The sequence below is a fragment of the Devosia sp. MC521 genome, assembly GCF_014127105.1.
GTDB lineage: Bacteria > Pseudomonadota > Alphaproteobacteria > Rhizobiales > Devosiaceae > Devosia.
In genome coordinates, this window is sequence record NZ_CP059902.1 from 3567679 (window position 1) to 3585665 (window position 17987).

18 protein-coding genes are annotated in these 17987 nt (G+C 55.5%); 5 read left to right on the forward strand and 13 right to left on the reverse strand.

Annotated elements, in window-relative coordinates; all coding sequences use genetic code 11:
• Positions 1–66: 66 nt before the first annotated feature.
• The 4 genes from H4N61_RS17180 to argC form a co-directional block, all read right to left on the reverse strand.
• Positions 67–462 (reverse strand): RidA family protein, encoded by a 396-nt coding sequence (locus H4N61_RS17180; protein WP_169194475.1) that lies wholly within the window; start codon positions 460–462, stop codon positions 67–69.
• A 3-nt stretch (positions 463–465) separates the two neighbouring features.
• Complete coding sequence (locus H4N61_RS17185) at positions 466–894, reverse strand: GNAT family N-acetyltransferase (protein ID WP_169194474.1); 429 nt, start codon at positions 892–894, stop codon at positions 466–468.
• A 1-nt stretch (position 895) separates the two neighbouring features.
• The gene (gene leuD, locus H4N61_RS17190; RefSeq protein ID WP_169194473.1) at positions 896–1501 is read right to left on the reverse strand and encodes a 3-isopropylmalate dehydratase small subunit; all 606 of its coding nucleotides are present in this window, start codon (positions 1499–1501) and stop codon (positions 896–898) included.
• 118 nt (positions 1502–1619) lie between these two features.
• On the reverse strand, positions 1620–2567 hold the full coding sequence (gene argC, locus H4N61_RS17195) for an N-acetyl-gamma-glutamyl-phosphate reductase (protein ID WP_169194472.1): 948 nt from the start codon (positions 2565–2567) through the stop codon (positions 1620–1622).
• Between the two features lie 123 nt (positions 2568–2690).
• Between argC and deoD the strand changes: the two genes are divergently transcribed.
• From deoD to H4N61_RS17210, 3 genes are all read left to right on the forward strand, one after another.
• Positions 2691–3401, forward strand: coding sequence for a purine-nucleoside phosphorylase (gene deoD, locus H4N61_RS17200; RefSeq protein WP_169194471.1), 711 nt, complete (start codon positions 2691–2693; stop codon positions 3399–3401).
• Between the two features lie 215 nt (positions 3402–3616).
• Complete coding sequence (gene rplS / locus H4N61_RS17205; RefSeq protein ID WP_169194470.1) at positions 3617–4147, forward strand: 50S ribosomal protein L19; 531 nt, start codon at positions 3617–3619, stop codon at positions 4145–4147.
• Between the two features lie 147 nt (positions 4148–4294).
• Positions 4295–5101: an exodeoxyribonuclease III gene (locus tag H4N61_RS17210; protein ID WP_169194469.1), complete on the forward strand. Its 807-nt coding sequence runs from the start codon at positions 4295–4297 to the stop codon at positions 5099–5101.
• On the opposite strand, the gene H4N61_RS17215 is transcribed toward H4N61_RS17210, so the two are convergent.
• From H4N61_RS17215 to H4N61_RS17225, 3 genes are all read right to left on the reverse strand, one after another.
• Positions 5098–5562 (reverse strand): cyclic nucleotide-binding domain-containing protein, encoded by a 465-nt coding sequence (locus H4N61_RS17215; RefSeq protein WP_169194468.1) that lies wholly within the window; start codon positions 5560–5562, stop codon positions 5098–5100. The two genes, H4N61_RS17210 and H4N61_RS17215, sit on opposite strands and share 4 nt — an antisense overlap.
• A gap of 93 nt (positions 5563–5655) precedes the next feature.
• Positions 5656–6339, reverse strand: coding sequence for a response regulator transcription factor (locus H4N61_RS17220; protein WP_182394552.1), 684 nt, complete (start codon positions 6337–6339; stop codon positions 5656–5658).
• A gap of 125 nt (positions 6340–6464) precedes the next feature.
• Positions 6465–7157, reverse strand: coding sequence for a YggS family pyridoxal phosphate-dependent enzyme (locus H4N61_RS17225; protein ID WP_182394553.1), 693 nt, complete (start codon positions 7155–7157; stop codon positions 6465–6467).
• A gap of 130 nt (positions 7158–7287) precedes the next feature.
• Here H4N61_RS17225 and leuS point away from each other — a divergent pair, with 130 nt between their 5' ends.
• Positions 7288–9894 carry a leucine--tRNA ligase gene (leuS, locus tag H4N61_RS17230; RefSeq protein ID WP_169194465.1) on the forward strand — a complete coding sequence of 869 codons (2607 nt, stop codon included), beginning with the start codon at positions 7288–7290 and terminating at the stop codon, positions 9892–9894.
• Entirely contained in the window at positions 9891–10913 is a 1023-nt protein-coding gene (holA, locus tag H4N61_RS17235) for a DNA polymerase III subunit delta (RefSeq protein ID WP_169194464.1), read from the forward strand. The genes leuS and holA overlap by 4 nt, the downstream gene beginning before the upstream one ends.
• Positions 10914–10968: 55 nt before the next feature.
• Here the strand turns inward: holA and H4N61_RS17240 are convergent, their stop codons facing one another.
• The 6 genes from H4N61_RS17240 to rho all read right to left on the reverse strand — a co-directional run bounded on the left by H4N61_RS17240 (position 10969) and on the right by rho (position 17865).
• A complete protein-coding gene (locus H4N61_RS17240; protein WP_169194463.1) occupies positions 10969–11844 on the reverse strand; it encodes a ParB/RepB/Spo0J family partition protein in 876 nt (291 codons plus the stop codon).
• Between the two features lie 9 nt (positions 11845–11853).
• Positions 11854–12654: a ParA family protein gene (locus H4N61_RS17245; protein WP_169194462.1), complete on the reverse strand. Its 801-nt coding sequence runs from the start codon at positions 12652–12654 to the stop codon at positions 11854–11856.
• Between the two features lie 18 nt (positions 12655–12672).
• Entirely contained in the window at positions 12673–13320 is a 648-nt protein-coding gene (rsmG, locus tag H4N61_RS17250; protein WP_182394554.1) for a 16S rRNA (guanine(527)-N(7))-methyltransferase RsmG, read from the reverse strand.
• The gene (mnmG, locus tag H4N61_RS17255; protein WP_182394555.1) at positions 13320–15182 is read right to left on the reverse strand and encodes a tRNA uridine-5-carboxymethylaminomethyl(34) synthesis enzyme MnmG; all 1863 of its coding nucleotides are present in this window, start codon (positions 15180–15182) and stop codon (positions 13320–13322) included. Before mnmG ends, rsmG begins: the two co-directional genes overlap by 1 nt.
• Positions 15183–15289: 107 nt before the next feature.
• Positions 15290–16579: a tRNA uridine-5-carboxymethylaminomethyl(34) synthesis GTPase MnmE gene (gene mnmE, locus H4N61_RS17260; protein WP_182394556.1), complete on the reverse strand. Its 1290-nt coding sequence runs from the start codon at positions 16577–16579 to the stop codon at positions 15290–15292.
• Between the two features lie 20 nt (positions 16580–16599).
• On the reverse strand, positions 16600–17865 hold the full coding sequence (rho, locus tag H4N61_RS17265; protein ID WP_169194458.1) for a transcription termination factor Rho: 1266 nt from the start codon (positions 17863–17865) through the stop codon (positions 16600–16602).
• Between the last annotated feature and the right edge of the window lie 122 nt (positions 17866–17987).

Consider the following 17987-nt stretch of genomic DNA (forward strand, 5'->3'; position numbering starts at 1 on the left):
AACGATTCCAAAAAGTAAAAAAGGCGCCTCTTGGGGCGCCTTTTCATTTTCCGCACTGAGATGCGATCAGCTGTGGCTGGTCGCCGCGCCGATGCGGGCCGTTACTTCGATCTCGATCTTCATGCCCTCTTCGATCATCTGCACAATCAGCATGGAAGCGGCCGGACGGATATTCTTGAACACCGGACCCACCGCTGCGACGACTTCATCAACCAACGATCGGTCAGCGACGTAATAGACAACGCGGACCGTATCCTCGATCGAGGAGCCCACTTCTTTGAGCGCTTTGTCGACGGTGGCCAGGGCGTTCTTGGCCTGCTCGCCAGCGCTCTCCGGCATGGTCATGGTGGCGTAGTCATAGCCCGTCGTACCGGACACATAGACTGTGTCTTCGTGGCGCACGGCGCGCGAATAGCCAAAGGTGGCTTCAAAGGGCGAGCCAGTGGAGACGCGCTGCACCATGGGTTAGTCCAATCTCTTGTGAAGGAAGTAACGAGTGTGACCGGGCGGATAGTCTTCTAGGCGGCCGTATTCAGTGTAGCCAAGCTTTGCGTAAAACCCAGGAGCTTGAAAACTCATCGTGTCTAACCGAATGCCGACACAGAGTCTTTCGCGCGCCAAGACCTCTGCCCTATTCATCAAGGCTTCGCCAACACCCTGCCCGCGCAAAGTCGCTGGCAGGTGCAATAGTTCAATCATCATCCAGCCGTAGCTGATGCGGCCAGTCAGGCCGCCAACAGTGTCGCCGCCGTCGTCTTTTACCGCCAGCACAAATGAAAAAAACGGAGGAGCAAACCGCCCCTCCGTTTTGGAGTCATTGTACTGGATAAGACCGCTCAAAATGGTCTGATGAGATGCCCCACTCTGACCTTCTTCTAGAACGATCTGGACCATTTTAGAGCCAGGGACGTTGTGCAGCCATTTTTCCCTCAAAGGAGGTTATGGATGCATCGGACTTCAAGGTGCCGGCAATGTCATCGAGACCTTCAAGCAGGATCTGCTTGCGCGATGGGTCGATGTCGAAGTGGAGTGTGCCACCATCTGGACCCTGAATGGTCTGCGCTTCGAGGTCGATGGTCAGAGTAGCGTTTGAGCCGCGCTCGGCATCGTCGAGCAGCAGTTTGAGCTGTTCTGGCGAAACGACGAGTGGCAGAATGCCGTTCTTGAAGCAGTTATTGTAGAAAATGTCCGCAAAGCTGGTGGAAATCACGCAGCGAACGCCGAAGTCAAGCAGTGCCCAAGGCGCGTGCTCACGCGAGGAACCACAACCAAAATTGTCGCCCGCGATGATGATCTGCGCTTTGCGATAAGCAGGCTGATTGAGGACGAACTCAGCATTTTCCGAGCCATCTTCATTGTACCGCATTTCGGAGAACAGCGCAGTGCCGAGACCGGTGCGCTTGATCGTCTTGAGGTACTGCTTTGGGATGATCATATCGGTGTCGATATTGATAATCGGCAATGGAGCCGCGACACCGGTCAGAGTGATGAACTTATCCATGGGGATTGGGACCTCGCTGTTACTAGCGTCATCGCGCAATCCGGGGGTATCGGTCAAGGCCTAACCGTACCAAAGCGTACGGCTGGAGTTTTCACCCCATCCGTACGTTTAAAAATGCTTAGAGGCTGGTCTTTGGATCGACGCCCAACATGATGTTGAGGTTCTGAACTGCAGCGCCAGAAGCGCCCTTGCCCAGATTGTCGTAAACCGCAGCAATGACAGCCTGATTGAGCTCATCATTGGCAAACACATAGAGCGAGAGCTTATTGGTGCCGTTATTGGCCTGAGGATCAAGCGAAGCGAGTTTGCCGGCGCTTGGATCATAAGGCATGGCTTCAACGAAGCTGTTCGGGATCGCTGCGTAATGTGCCGAAAGGCAATCATGCAGATCCTTGCCCGTTGGCATATCCGCAACCATGTCGAGGTGCAGCGGCATCGTCGTCAGCATGCCCTGAGCAAAATTGCCAACGGTGGGCTCAAACAATGGCGCACGGTTCAGATGTGCATATTCCGCCATTTCTGGCAGATGCTTGTGCTTAAAGGTCAGCCCATAAGGCATGAACTGGCTCGGCTTTGCGCCTTCTGCCTCATACTCTTCGATCATCTGGCGACCACCGCCCGAATAGCCGGAAATGCCATGGTAGCTCAGCGGATAGTCGCCGGGCAGAAGACGCGCTTCCACCAGCGGACGAGCGGCCGCGATTAGCCCCTGTGGCCAGCACCCTGGATTGGCAACGAAACGGGCCTTAGCAATGGCTTCGGTCTGACCGATGTCCATTTCAGCAAAGCCATAGGTCCAGCCTTCAGCGATACGGAATGCGGTCGAGGCATCAATGACACGAGTGGTGTCATTGTCGATGAGACGTACGCTTTCTTTGGCGGCTTCGTCGGGCAGGCAGAGGATCGCCACATCAGCTGCATTGAGCAGGCGCTTACGCTCATCCTGATCCTTGCGCTTTTCCGGCGCGATTGAGAGAACTTCAAGATCCTGTCGGCCAGCCAGACGATCACGGATCTGCAGACCAGTGGTACCAGCTTCGCCATCAATAAAGATCTTCGCGGCCATGAATGGGCTCCTCAATAAGACTTGGCTTAGATGGCGTTCTCTCGCGCCAACGTCAAGCGTTCTGCGGTTGTAATGCATGCCCAGCTTTGGCAATCCTAAGCATCTACAAAACGAGGGACGACTATGAGCACTCCACACAATCACGCCAAGCCCGGTGACTATGCAGAAGCGGTGCTGCTGCCGGGCGACCCTTTGCGCGCAAAATGGATCGCTGAGACGTTCTTCGAGAACCCCAAACTCGTCAATTCTGTCCGTAATTGCCTCGGCTATACCGGCACCTGGAAAGGCAAGCCTATTTCAGTGCAGGCCAGTGGCATGGGCCAACCGTCCCTCGCTATCTATGTGCATGAGTTGATCAACGTCTTTGGCGTCAAAAAAATCATCCGCGTGGGCACATGCGGCGGGCTTAGCGCTGATGTGAAGGTACGGGACATTATACTGGCGCAGGGTGCGTCCACCGATTCAGGCATTGTGAAGGGCCGGTTCGGTGCCTTCAACTTCGCCCCCATCGCTGACTTCGGCCTTCTGCGCACAGCCGCCAATCTCGCTGAAGAGCGCGGTTTGGCCTATCACGCAGGCAATATGCTGTCTTCAGATGTCTTCTACCACGCTGATGGCTTCGCAGGGTATGACAAGTTGCCGGAGCATGGCGTGATCGGCGTGGAGATGGAAGCGGCTGTGCTTTATACGCTCGCAGCGCGTTTCAAGGTGAAGGCCCTCGCCATTTGCACCATGACTGATAGCCTGATTACGCACGAGGAAATGAGCGCCGACGAGCGCCAAAGCTCGCTCAAAGAGATGGTTGAGCTTTCCCTCGATACCGCCGTCGCTTAAACCCGTAAAAAGGCTGAGAGTTAGAGGCCGAATGCAGCAGCAGGGCTGGACTCATTGACGTTTATCGCCTATGAGCCGCCCATTCGTGTGTTTGCCTCTCGGAGTAGACGCACGGGAATAACAAGAAGACTGCCCTCCGTTACAAACCAAGACCGGGCAACAAGGGTTTTCGGACCCCCAAATTGCTCCAGCGAAAAGATCAGAACGGATCGATTATGACCAATATCATCCAGCAGCTTGAACAAGAACAAGTTACTAAGCTCGCCGCTCAGCGCGAACTTCCAGACTTCACCCACGGCGATACCGTCAAGGTGTGGGTAAAGATCCGCGAAGGCGACAAGGAACGTCTCCAGGCCTATGAAGGCGTCGTGATTGCACGCTCGGGTGGCGGCATCATGGAATCCTTCACCGTCCGTAAGATTTCTTACGGTGAAGGCGTGGAACGCGTGTTCCCAATCTATTCCCCAAACATTGCTTCGGTTGAAGTGATCAAGCGCGGTAAGGTTCGTCGCGCCAAGCTGTACTACCTGCGCGATCGTCGCGGTAAGTCTGCTCGTATTTTCGAATCGACCAACGCTCGTACCCGCAAGATCGAAGCTGGCGAACGCGAAGCAGCACTGGCTGCTAAGGAAGCTCGTGAAGCTGAACGCGTAGCAGCAGCTCAGGCCCTCGCAGCTGAAGTCGCTGCAAAGGAAGCTGAAGCAGCAGCGGCAGCAGCAGCAGCCGAAGAAGCAAAGAGCGAATAAGACGCTCGAAGCTGATCGAATTGAGAGGCCCGGTGGCAACACCGGGCCTTTCCTTTTGCCACAACGATTCACGTGAAACGCTTAGCTCAATCGGCTAGGGCTGATAGAAGAGCACAAACAAGCGTCACCCGATTCCCGGAGTCTTTAATGACCACTTCCATTGTGACCTGGAACATCAATTCGGTTCGTCTTCGGATCGAGATGGTCCTTAATTTCTTGCGCGAGTATCAGCCGGACGTACTGATGCTGCAGGAAATTAAGTGCACGAATGACCAGTTTCCGCGCAATGCTTTCATCGAAGCTGGCTACCCGCACATGGCCGTGCATGGCCAGAAGGGTTACCACGGGGTAGCAACTGTCTCGAAGTTTCCGCTAACGGACATTTCAAGCCGCTCATTCTGCGAAATCCCCGATTCGCGTCACATCGCAGCGCTGATGGACTTTGGCTATGGCCCAACCACACTGCACAATTTCTATATTCCTGCGGGCGGCGATGAGCCGGACGTAACCATCAATCCCAAGTTCAAGCACAAGCTCGATTTCCTGGATGAGCTGAAGACGTGGTTCGCCGAGCCTGCCTTCCAGCATCGTCAGCTGATCGCCGGTGACTTCAACATCGCGCCACACGAGAACGACGTGTGGAACCATAAGCAACTGCTTAAAATCATCAGCCACACGCCGATGGAAACCGAGCGCCTCGATGCCCTGCTCAAGGGAGGATTTGGCTGGGTCGACCTAGTGCGCAAGCACGTGCCCTACGATCAGAAGATCTATTCGTGGTGGAGCTATCGCGGCAAGGATTGGAATGCGTCCGACCGCGGCCGTCGCCTTGACCACATTTGGTCAACTTCGGACATCGCCCAGAATTGTTCTGGGATAGAGATCGTTCGCGCGGCCCGAGGCTGGACAGCGCAACCTTCGGACCACGTGCCCGTCATCGCCCGTTTCGGCTAATCCGCGGAGCGAACCATCTTCTTTCGCAGTGGTTCGAGCGCGTGCATATATTGCCCCAGATCTCGTTGGATGCGCTCTGCGGCGCGTTGAGCGAGGCTGGGGCTTTGTTTTGCGAGCTTTAGAAAAGCAGACCGCGGGACAAAGATCAGCTCGCATTCCGTCTCAGCCGTAAAGGTCACGGGTCGCGGTTTAGCGATGATCAGCGAGGTTGGAGATATGACACTGCCAGGCTCGGTGAGACGATAGGCTTTGCTCGCCTCTGCGCCTTGATGTTCAACGAGCACAGTACCGCGCACCAAAACGGAAGCACCTTGCGGCTCCGTACCGCCGCGATAGATGACGTCACCGGCCGAGAAATGTTGGCGATCACCAGCAAATCCCAACATGGTGAGCTCTTGTTCATCGCAAATGTCGAAGAAATCGGCCTGGCTCAAGAGCTCGGCCGCGTCGTCCACTATCATCAGCCCAGACCCGCTATGCCTTTGGCCGCTTCATCGAAGCGGCCTTTGGCAAGCTATAATCGAGTTCTGGGGGAGAATGAACTCTTTTGTCTTTTAGGGAACGAGACGATACCCACCATCTTCCGTGACGAGAAGACGTGCATTGGATGGATCGCGCTCAATCTTTTGGCGGAGCCGATAGATATGGGTCTCTAACGTATGGGTGGTCACCCGATTATTATAACCCCAAACCTCCTTTAGGAGGATGTCACGCGTGATGGTTTTCTGACCCTGACGATAGAGAAACTTGAGTATCGATGTTTCTTTGTCGGTCAAGCGGACCTTGGTGCCGTCCGCCATTTCCATTGTCTTACCAGCAGGATGGAAATTGTAGGGGCCGATCGTGAAAACGGCGTCTTCACTGCTATCATGCTGGCGTAAAGCCGCCTGAATACGGGCCAAAAGGACTGGGTAGCGGAACGGCTTGGTCACATAGTCATTCGCGCCCGATTCAAGTCCCTGAATTTCGTCAGCGTCACTGTCGTGGCCGGTCAGGAGCAAAACGGGGCTCGAATAGCCTTCCTGACGCAGGGTGCGCACAGCATCGCGGCCGTCCATATCAGGCAAACCGACGTCCATGATGGTGAGATCAACATTGTTCCCACGCACCGCGACGAAAGCATCACTCGCTGTGCCTGCTTCAACGATCTCGAAATCGGGCTCCGCCGCGAGCTGTTCGACGAGCGTCTGCCGTAGATCGGTATCGTCATCCACAACCAAGATGCGCCGCTTATTCATATTTTACTCCGCGCGTTTCCACTCTGGTCGAGCGAGATCACAAAGACGCGACCTAAAAAGGGCACGCCTCATCACATCGCCGTTATTGAGAAGGCAACGTGGAAACATACGGAAAAGTTGCAGGTTTAGGCCGAGATTGTCGCCGGCCGCTTACCGAACAGGGCCGAACCCACGCGCACATGGGTTGCACCCATAGCAATCGCGGTTTCAAAATCGCCGCTCATCCCCATCGAGAGATGTGAGACACCGGCCTCCTGGCCAAGTTGGCTGAGATGCGCAAAATAGCTTCCTGCGGGCTGGCCGTCTGGGGGAATGCACATCAGGCCAATGATGTTGAGCCCGTGGACCTCGCGACAGCGTTTTACGAAAGCTACCGTGTCAGCAATCGCGATCCCGGCCTTTTGCTCTTCGCCACCAATGTTGACCTGCACAAAGCACGGTATGGATTTATCCGCACGCTTCATCTCCTCGGCCAGCACTGCGGCCACCTTCTCCCGGTCAACGCTTTCGATGACATCAAACAGTGCCACGGCCTCACGCGCTTTGTTGGTCTGGAGTGGGCCAATCAAGTGCAATTGCACGTTAGCAAACTTCTCGCGCAATGACGGCCACTTATCTTTGGCCTCCTGAACACGGTTTTCACCGAAAACGCGCTGGCCTGCCTGCAGAAATGGAAGGACCTCATCGGCTGAAAAAGTCTTGGAAACTGCAACCAAGTCAACGGTTTCGGGCAGCGCGCCGAAGCGAATCCGTGCCGTCTCTATCCGAGCATTAATGTCGTTGAGCGCAGTTTGGGCGCCGCTGATGCTGCCTGTCATTGCAGACCCCGTAGCTGTTGACCTGACAAGGGATTTCTGGTGATGGTCCGGGTAGCTAAAAACCCCTGAAAACGCAAGCGGCGCAACCCTCCTGCGACATGCTGTGTTAGATTTGTAAGGACGATCCGAGTTGAGCGGCGAACGCTACAATCCGCGCGAAAGCGAACCGAAATGGCAAAAGATCTGGGACGAGCGCCAGAGCTTTGTGACTTCCAACGATGATCCGCGCGACCCTTACTACGTCCTAGAGATGTTCCCCTACCCCTCGGGTCGCATTCATATGGGCCACGTGCGCAACTACGCCATGGGCGACGTCGTGGCGCGCTATCACCGTGCGAAGGGCAAAAATGTGCTCCATCCAATGGGTTGGGACGCTTTTGGTCTGCCAGCAGAAAATGCTGCGATCGAGCGCAAGACCCATCCGGGGACTTGGACCTATGCCAATATTGAGGCGATGAAGAAGCAGCTGAAATCGATGGGCCTCTCCATTGATTGGACGCGCGAAATCGCCACCTGCTCGCCGGACTATTACCAGCACCAACAGGCTATGTTCATCGATATGCTTGAAGCCGGTCTCGTGACCCGCAAGAGCTCAAAGGTGAATTGGGATCCGGTCGACATGACCGTTCTCGCCAATGAGCAGGTTATTGATGGCAAGGGCTGGCGCTCGGGCGCTGCAGTTGAGCAGCGCGAGCTGACGCAGTGGTTCTTCAAGATCTCTGATTTTGCTGAAGACCTGCTCGAAGCCATCGACACGCTGACCGAATGGCCAGAAAAAGTGCGCACCATGCAGCGCAACTGGATCGGCAAATCGGAAGGCATGCGCCTCCTGTTCGAACTGGTCGGCTCCGACAAGACCGCCGCAACGTCGGTCGAGGTGTTTACCACCCGTCCGGACACTATTTTCGGCGCTTCCTTCCTTGCCCTATCTCCAGACCACCCGCTGACCGCTGAACTGGCCAAATCGAGCCCAGAGCTCACTGAATTTGTTGCTGAATTCCGTCGTCAGGGCACAGCCACTGAAACGCTTGAAAAGGCGGAAAAGAAGGGCGTGTTCACTGGTCTTCACGTGAAACACCCGGTGGTTGAAGGCGCGACCCTGCCCGTCTATGTCGCCAACTTCGTCCTCATGGACTATGGCACTGGCGCAATCTTTGGTTGCCCAGCACATGACCAGCGCGACCTAGATTTCGCTCGTAAATACGACCTGCCCGTTAAAGCCGTCGTTCTACCAGCAGACACCGACCCGGCCACATTTGCTGTTGCCGACGAAGCCTATGTCGACGGTGGCACCATCTTTAACTCTGAGTTCCTCAACGGCCTCACCATCGATGCTGCCAAAGCAAAGATGGCGGAAGTCTTTGGTGCACGCACAGTTGATGGCCAGCGGCAGGGCGCAGTTGAAGTCAACTATCGCCTGCGCGACTGGGGGATTTCCCGTCAGCGCTATTGGGGTTGCCCGATCCCGGTCATCCACTGCGAAGTGTGTGGAACGCTGCCTGTGCCAAAGAAGGACCTGCCGGTCATTCTGCCAGAAGACGTTTCCTTCGATAAGCCGGGCAATGCGCTCGACCATCACCCGACCTGGAAGCACACCAACTGCCCACAGTGTGGTGTTGCCGCGCGGCGTGAAACCGACACCATGGACACCTTTGTCGACTCGTCCTGGTATTTTACCCGCTTCACTGCCCCACATGCGGATACCCCCACGGTACCAGCTGTCGCCAATCGCTGGCTTCCGGTGGACCAGTACATCGGTGGCGTGGAACACGCGATCCTCCACCTGCTCTACAGCCGCTTCTTCACCCGCGCGATGAAGGCCACTGGCCATGTGGGCGTAGATGAACCGTTCAAGGGCTTGTTCACTCAGGGCATGGTCACCCACGAGACTTACAAGTCCACGGATGGCGCTTGGGTCAATCCAACCGATATCGCCATCGAAACCAATGGTGACGTCCGTTCTGCGCGCCTGCTGTCCAACAACGAACCAGTGTCTATTGGTTCTGTTGAAAAGATGAGCAAGTCCAAGAAGAACGTGGTCGATCCAGACGAAATCGTTTCGTCCTACGGTGCCGATACCGCGCGTTGGTTCATGCTCTCGGATTCCCCGCCTGAACGCGACGTTCAGTGGACCGAAGCCGGTGTTGAAGGCGCAAGCCGCTTCCAGCAGCGCGTCTGGCGTTTGGTCAATGATCTCGTGGATGCAGCTCCGGCGACCGCAAGTGATGCCGTTGACGAAACCGCAGCCCTTGGTCTGCGCAAGATCGTGCACCGTTCCGTCCACGGCGTGGCTCAGGACATCGAAGGCCTGCGTTTCAACCGTGCCGTAGCTCAGATTTACGAACTCACCAACGCATTGGTGAAAGCTGTAAACGGCAAGCCTGGCGCCGCAACGCAAACAGCGCTCAAGGAAGGCACACGCTCGTTGATCCAACTGATCAGCCCGATGATGCCGCACTTGGCCGAAACATGCTGGGACGTTCTCGGCGCAGAAGGCCTCGTTGCCGACGCTCTCTGGCCACAGGTTGACGCTAAGCTTCTCGTCGATGATGAAGTAACCATGCCCATCCAGATCAACGGCAAGCGCCGTGGCGAACTGGTTGTTGCCAAGGGTACTGCAGCGGCAGAGGTGGAAGCTCAGGCACTTGCACTTGAAGCCGTCACCAAGGCGCTCGAAGGCAAGACCCCGAAGAAGATCGTGGTCGTTCCCGATCGCATCATCAACATTGTTGTATGACCTCGCTGAAAGCACATGAGGTGGCGCGCTATCTAGCGCGCCCCGACCTCAGCGAGGGCATATTCCTCGCTTACGGCCCAGACGGCGGTCTTGTTCGTGAGACCGCCCAGCGGCTAATCCGCTATCTGTCTGGTGACGATCCTGGCTCAGCCAATGTCACCATTTTTGATGGTCCGGAACTTAACGCAGATCCTTCACTTCTCGTGCTAGAAGCCCGGTCAGTCTCACTGTTTGGCGGCAAACGCATCATTCGCGTGAGAAATGCCAGTAAGACACTAGCTGCGCCACTCAAAGAACTCGTAGATGATCCCGGTGGCACTGCCATCGTGCTCGAGGCCGATAATCTCACGCCCAAGGACGCTCTGCGTGCACTTGTCGAAGCCGCTAAATTGGGGCGCGCTTTGCCGTGCTACCCGGATAGCGACGAAACCCTTATTGCGCTCATGCGTGAAACGTTTAACCAGAACGGCATTCGGCACGACAACGACGTTATCCCAAGCCTACGAGAAATCCTTGGCAACGACCGCGAGATCACGCGTCGCGAATTGGAAAAGCTGACGCTTTACTCAGCCAAAACCAAACACCTTACCCGCGAGGACGTTCTGTTGCTTTGTGCCGACAACGGCGCCTTAGCCATAGACGCAATTTTGGATTCGACAGGCGGCGGGCACGCCGAAAAGCTAGAGTTGGCACTCAACCGTGCAGTTTCCGCAAATGTGAACCCCCAGCAACTACTGGCTATGCTGACCAATCATTTTGCCAGTCTACGCCGTTGGCGGACCGAAGTGGACAAAGGCAAGCCAGCTCGCGCTGTGTTGGAGGGTGTAAAGCCCAAACCCCACTTTTCACGGATGGGAACCCTTGAGCAGCAGTTGCGCCTCTGGTCGGACCGCTCCCTAGCGATCGCCGCGGACCGCCTTCTGCAAGCGACTTCGGACAGTCGCCGCCGTCCCGCTTTGGCGGAGGCAGTATTGAGAAGAACGACCCTGGCACTGTGCATGATGGCTGCCACACAATAAAAAACGCGCCCCTAAAAGGGCGCGTTTCACGTGGAACATCTATTAAAACAAATACTTAGTTAGTCCGCCCTGTTAGACGCATGCAGATATCGTCCAACTGTTCGAGTGTCTTGTAGCGGATCTCAAGCTTACCACCCTTGTCAGAATGGTTTAGAGCCACCGTCAGGCCCAGCGCGTCTGCTAGGCGACGCTGTAGCGCCAAAGTGTCTGTATCGGGCTCAGCGCGGCTTACAACCGGCTTCTTCAAAGGAATATCGCGCTGCTGGCTGAGCGCTTCTGCTTCGCGAACCGAAAGACCCTTTTCAACGATCTCATGTGCCAGTGCTGTCGGGTCGTCGACAGTGATCAGCGTGCGCGCGTGACCAGCAGTCAGCGTTCCACTCGACACCATGCCGCGAACGTCTTCTGGCAACTTAAGCAAACGCAGAGTGTTTGCCACATGCGAACGGGATTTGCCGATAACTTGCGCCAAGTCCTGTTGAGTATATTCAAACTGCTCAATCAGCTGCCCATAACCCATTGCTTCTTCGAGCGGGTTAAGGTCGGCGCGTTGAACGTTTTCAATAATCGCTAGTTCGAGCGCTTCCTTATCGTCGACATCACGAACGATGACCGGAACGTCGTGAAGACCTGCCTTTTGAGACGCGCGCCAACGACGTTCACCGGCGATCAACTCAAAAATATTTGGATCCGTCGTTGGACGGACCAGAAGCGGCGACATTACGCCCTTCTCACGGATCGAGTTCGTCAGCTCTTCGAGTTGCTCATCGTTGAACGTGCGACGCGGGTTCGCACGGTTCGGAATGATGAATTCCAGTGGCAATTTTTTGCCACCGGAACCAGATTCGGTCACGCGTGCACCTTCGATAGAAGCCATGTCGCCAATAAGCGCTGCAAGACCCCGGCCAAGACGTGTCGGTTTGTCTGTCATTCTGCGCTCCTAAGCTGCGTTCAGGCGCCGCTCGCGGCGGATAACTTCAGTGGCAAGGCGCAGGTAAGCCTGAGATCCTGCGCACTTCAAATCGTAAAGCAATGCCGGTTTGCCGTAGGACGGCGCTTCCGAAAGGCGAACATTGCGCGGAATGACTGTGTCATAGACCAGATCACCCATTTCGCTACGCACGTCCGCAAGAACCTGCTCGGAAAGATTGTTGCGCTTGTCAAACATGGTCATCACCACACCCTGGATCGAAAGGCGGGGATTGAGGGTAGAGCGTATCTGCTCAATGGTCTGCAGGAGCTGTGAAAGACCTTCAAGCGCAAAAAACTCGCACTGCAATGGCACCAGCACAGCGTCAGCCGCGACAAGTGAATTGATAGTAAGAAGGTTCAACGAGGGCGGACAATCGATGAGAATATAGCTCACCGGCTTGTCGTTGATCCGCATCTCATCAACTTGCTTGAAGGCATTGCGCAGCTTAAAGGCCCGATCGCCCTGCCCAGCAATGGTCAGTTCCACCCCGAGCAAGTCCATCGTCGACGGGACAATTGCCACATTGGGCACCGTCGTCATGATCGACGCTTCGACGACGGTCGCTTCACCAACCAAGACGTCATATGCCGACAATGCGCGGTCGGTACGATTGATGCCCAGACCCGTAGAAGCATTGCCCTGCGGATCAAGATCGACAATCAACACGCGCTCACCGATAGCGGCAAGTGCCGTTGCAAGATTGATGGCTGTTGTCGTTTTACCGACACCGCCCTTTTGATTGGCTAAAGTAAGGATTCGGGGTGCCAAATCGGCCTCCGCTTGCCGTTAACTCGCTAACCTCGGTTTTAAATCGGTGATCGTTAGGATCACGCCGCCCGGGTCAGTGTCACTACCTTTTGTTAACACATCAAAGTCCCAGTGGGTACGGGCTAGTTTGATCTCTTCAACATGTTCTCGGCCTTTGTGCAGAACTGCACGAGTATTTTCGCCGAAAAAGGGGTGCATCCAATCACATAACTGTGGCAAAGCAGCCAATGCTCGGGAAGTAATTACGTCTGGTACGCCTGTTTCACGTGAATCAATCTCATCAGTCCGATTCCCGAAGACTTGGACATTCAAAGTCAGTTCACGCGCTACAGTGCGGAGAAAGCTCACTTTTCTGGACGTTGGTTCGACAAGCACGAATTTGCGATCCATGCCTTTCGATCCAATTGCCATCGGCAGCGCGGGAAAGCCGCCGCCGCTGCCAATATCCATAACAAGCCGATCTGATTCTTCGAGCACTGTTAGGGCCTGGAGGCTATCAGCGAAATGGCGGGTCCAAAGCTCATTCAGTGTTTCACGTGAAACAAGATTCTGAACCTTCTGCCATTTACGCAAAAGATTGGCATAGGATTCCAAGTCTTTTGCGACGACCTCAACCGGTCGTGATAGCGCCGCAGCATAGGCGGAAACATATTGAGTATTAGACATTAACCCGCCTTACGAAGAGCACCACGTCGGATGACAGCCAATAGCAGCGTAATCGCTGCCGGAGTCATACCATCCATTGCTTGGGCTTGAGCAATGGTCTGCGGCTTGTACTGGGTCAGCTTGTGACGCAGTTCCATAGAAAGACCTGGAATCTCCATATAATCGAGATCATCGGGAATGGCGCGTTGCTCATCGCGACGGACCGCTTCGATGTCTGACTTCTGGCGATCGAGATAAACCGCATACTGCGCGTCGATAGACACTTGCTCCAACACTTCGGTTTCAAGATCAACGATCTCCGGCCAAAGTTTGGTCAAATCACTTGCCTCAAAGTCAGGGTATGACAAAAGCTCAAATGCGGAACGGCGTTTGCCATCTTCATTGACGGGCAGGCCCGCCTTACGGGCCTCAGTAGGTGAAGCGCTGAGCGTTCTAAGGAGTGTCCGCCCATGTTCTAGCTTGGCCGACTTTTCGGCGTAGTAGCTGGCGCGGCGATCGCCCACCACACCCTTTTCAATGCCCAGCATAGTCAGCCGCTGATCAGCGTTGTCGGCACGCAAGTGCAAACGGAACTCTGCCCGCGAGGTGAACATACGATAGGGTTCGGAAACACCACGGGTGACAAGATCGTCGACCATGACGCCGAGATAGCTCTCCGTTCGCGACAGGATGAGAGACTCCGTGCCCTTTGAGGCGAGTGCAGCATTGGCACCGGCAAGCAGACCCTGCGCTCCCGCTTCTTCATACCCGGTCGTGCCGTTGATCTGACCCGCGAGATAGAGGCCAGGCTGGCGCTTAACCTCCAAGGTGGGTCGCAGCTCACGCGGATCTACATAATCATATTCTATCGCGTAGCCTGGGCGGATGATTTTGACATTTTCCAAGCCCGGCATGGAACGAAGGAATCTTTCCTGAACGTCCTCAGGCAAGGAGGTGGAAAGACCGTTTGGATAAACGGTCTTGTCCTCTAGCCCTTCTGGCTCCAGAAAGATTTGATGGCTGTCACGATCGGCGAAGCGGACAATTTTATCCTCGATCGACGGGCAATAGCGCGGGCCACGCGATTGAATGCGGCCAGAATACATGGCCGAACGATGAATGTTATCGCTGATAATTTTATGCGTTTCGGCGGTTGTGCGCGTGATGTGGCACGATACCTGCGGCGTGGTGATCTCGTCCGTCAAAGCCGAAAACGCTTCAATGGGGTCATCGCCCGGCTGTTCTTCTAGAACAGAATAATCGATGGAGGTGCCGTCAAGGCGTGCAGGAGTGCCCGTCTTTAGGCGACCGAGAGCGAGACCAAGGCCTTCGAGACGTGTCGACAGGCCGAGCACTGGCTTTTCACCGACGCGACCAGCGGGCTCGGTAAACTCGCCGCGGTGAATGAGACCGCGTAAGAAGGTACCGGTTGTCAGGACAACTGCCTTGGTGCCAATGCGACGACCATCGAGCAGCACAACGCTAGAGACATGACCATTGGTGACTTCAATGTCGTCGACTTCGCCTTCGATCACATCGAGGTTTGGCTGTGCGGTGATCGCAGCCTGCATAGCTTCACGATAAAGCTTACGATCTGCCTGCGCGCGCGGGCCGCGTACAGCAGGTCCCTTGCGGCGGTTGAGGACGCGAAACTGGATGCCGGCTTTATCAGCGACGAGGCCCATGAGACCATCGAGCGCGTCGATTTCTCGGACGAGATGGCCTTTGCCCAAGCCACCAATGGCTGGGTTACAGCTCATCTCCCCAATCGTATCGAAGCGATGGGTAACAAGGGCTGTGGGGACGCCAAGACGGGCAGACGCAGCTGCGGCTTCCGTACCAGCGTGACCACCACCAACAACGATAACGGCGTAGTCGCTCATGGGTAAAACTCTCCAAGGCGCATCAAATAGGCCAGTGTTTCACGTGAATCAACATTTTGGCTTAAGCGTGAAGCTCCACGGGACGTTTCACCCGTGTTTCACGTGAATCACTTACCAATGCAAAAGCTAGAAAAGAGCCGATCGAGAACGCGCTCGGCATCAAGGCGGCCGATCATACGCTCAAGTGCGGCTGATGTATTGCGCAGACTTTCAGCTGCAAGCTCCCAATCATGGAGGGACCCGCGTGTCTCTTGCAAAGTGGCTAAGGCAGCCTGCAGGGACTGACGGTCGCGCTCGTGGCTAACAAGGCTCGGCTCAACACCCGTAACCGCTTCCCCAAGCTTTGCCAGATGAGCGAATAACTGAGGGAGCCCTGCCCCTGTTTCTGTGGAGATCGCAAAATCTGCGTCTACGGCAGCTATGTCTGACTTGGTGCCGAGGGTGAGGAGGTGACCAGATGTTTCTGGTACATCAATGTCTTCAACATCGGGGGCGCGAAGCCAGAGAACAATGTCGGCATCAGCAATCGCCTTGTGAGCGCGCTTAACCCCCTCGGCTTCAGCTTTGCTGTCGGTCTCCCGGAGACCAGCCAAGTCCAAAAGAACAAATTTCTGGCCGCCGATGTCAAGTGGCACTTCACGTACGTCGCGAGTGGTCCCGGCTTCATCGGAAACAATGGCGACGTCGGATCGGGAAAGTGCGTTGATGAGGCTCGATTTTCCGGCGTTTGGCGCCCCAGCCAGGGCAACGCGCAGACCTTCGCGGACGATACGCCCACTTTCGACCGAATCCAACGCTCTACCAATGGCGCTTTCAAGGAATGTGAGTTGATCGAGCCAATTGCTAGGCAGGTCGTCTGAGACGTCCCCTTCGTCAGAAAAATCAAGCCGGGCTTCAATTTCGGCGCGCAAGTCGAGAAGCGTATCACGCCATTGATCGATCTCTTCCGTCAAGCGTCCATCATAACGCGCAAGAGCTTGCTGACGCTGCTTTTCTGTTTCGGCAGAAAGGAGATCGCCAAGCCCCTCAACTTCGATGAGATCCAGTTTTCCATTTTCGAACGCGCGACGGGTAAATTCACCGGCCTCAGCAAGGCGCAGCCCAAGCGTGGCCAGTTCGGCCAAAATGGCTTTTACGCCGGCAGGCGATCCATGGACGTGCAGCTCGGCGCAATCTTCGCCAGTAAAACTGTTGGGAGTGGGAAAGAAGACCACGAGGCCCTGATCGAGTGCTCGATCTGCTCCAATGGAGCGGAGAGCCATCTTGCGGGCGGCAGGGACGCCGCTTGCTAGAGTTTGTAGTGCCTGTTGGACCAGCGGGCCAGAGAGGCGGATTACTGCCACCCCGGCCGGCAAGGAGCCGGAGGAGAGCGCCATGATTGTGTCGCCCGCCTGCATGCCCGGCTCCGTCTAGTCTATTAGGTGTTCATTGAGTCGAAGAAATCGGAATTGGTCTTGGTCTGACGAACCTTATCGACCAGGAATTCCATCGCGTCGATTGTCCCCATCGGGTTGAGGATGCGGCGCAGGACATACATCTTGCGCAGGATATCCGTGTCGACGAGCAGTTCTTCCTTACGGGTACCGGACTTATTGATGTCGATAGCCGGGAAGACGCGCTTATCAGCGACCTTACGATCAAGGACGATTTCCGAGTTACCGGTGCCCTTGAATTCTTCGAAGATCACTTCGTCCATGCGCGAACCTGTGTCGATCAGCGCTGTCGAGATGATGGTCAAAGAACCACCGTCTTCGATGTTACGTGCCGCGCCGAAGAAGCGCTTTGGACGCTGCAGCGCGTTCGCATCGACACCACCGGTGAGAACCTTGCCGGAGCTCGGAACTACGGTGTTGTACGCGCGACCAAGACGGGTGATCGAGTCGAGCAGGATAACAACGTCACGCTTGTGTTCGACGAGGCGCTTCGCCTTTTCGATCACCATTTCAGCGACCTGAACGTGGCGGCTTGCTGGTTCGTCGAAGGTGGAGGAAATGACTTCACCGCGCACAGAGCGCTGCATGTCGGTCACTTCTTCCGGACGTTCGTCGATCAACAGAACGATCAAATAGCATTCCGGGTGATTGGTCGCGATCGACTGTGCGATATTCTGCAACAGTACAGTTTTACCAGTACGCGGAGGCGCAACAATCAATGCGCGCTGGCCCTTGCCGAGCGGTGCTACCAGATCGAGAAGACGAGCCGAACGATCCTTGGTTGTCGGATCTGGCAGCTCCATGCGGAGGCGTTCTTCAGGGTAGAGTGGGGTGAGGTTGTCAAAGTTGACCTTATGACGGACAGCTTCGGGATCCTCGAAATTGATTGTGCTGACCTTGAGCAGCGCGAAATAGCGCTCGCCTTCCTTGGGAGAGCGAATCTCGCCCTCAACCGTATCACCGGTGCGCAAACCAAAACGACGGATCTGGCTCGGGCTGACATAGATGTCATCCGGACCTGGTAGATAATTCGCATCTGGCGAACGTAGGAAGCCGAACCCGTCCGGGAGCACCTCAACCACGCCTTCACCAACGATGTTGATATCCTGAGCCGCCAATTCCTTGAGAATGGCGAACATCAATTCCTGCTTGCGCATGGTCGAAGCGTTTTCGACCTCCAGCTCCTCGGCAAAAGCCAAGAGTTCGGCCGGTGATTTGGCCTTGAGCTCGCTGAGCTTGATATTCTGCATGTATGCGACGGGCCCTTGAGGGATATCGATAAAACGAAGGTAAATCAGAAAATGGGGAGTTGATCAGCACGCCGCAACGGTTTGGGAAACCGCGCCCTATGGGGTGCTTCGCGTTATCATCT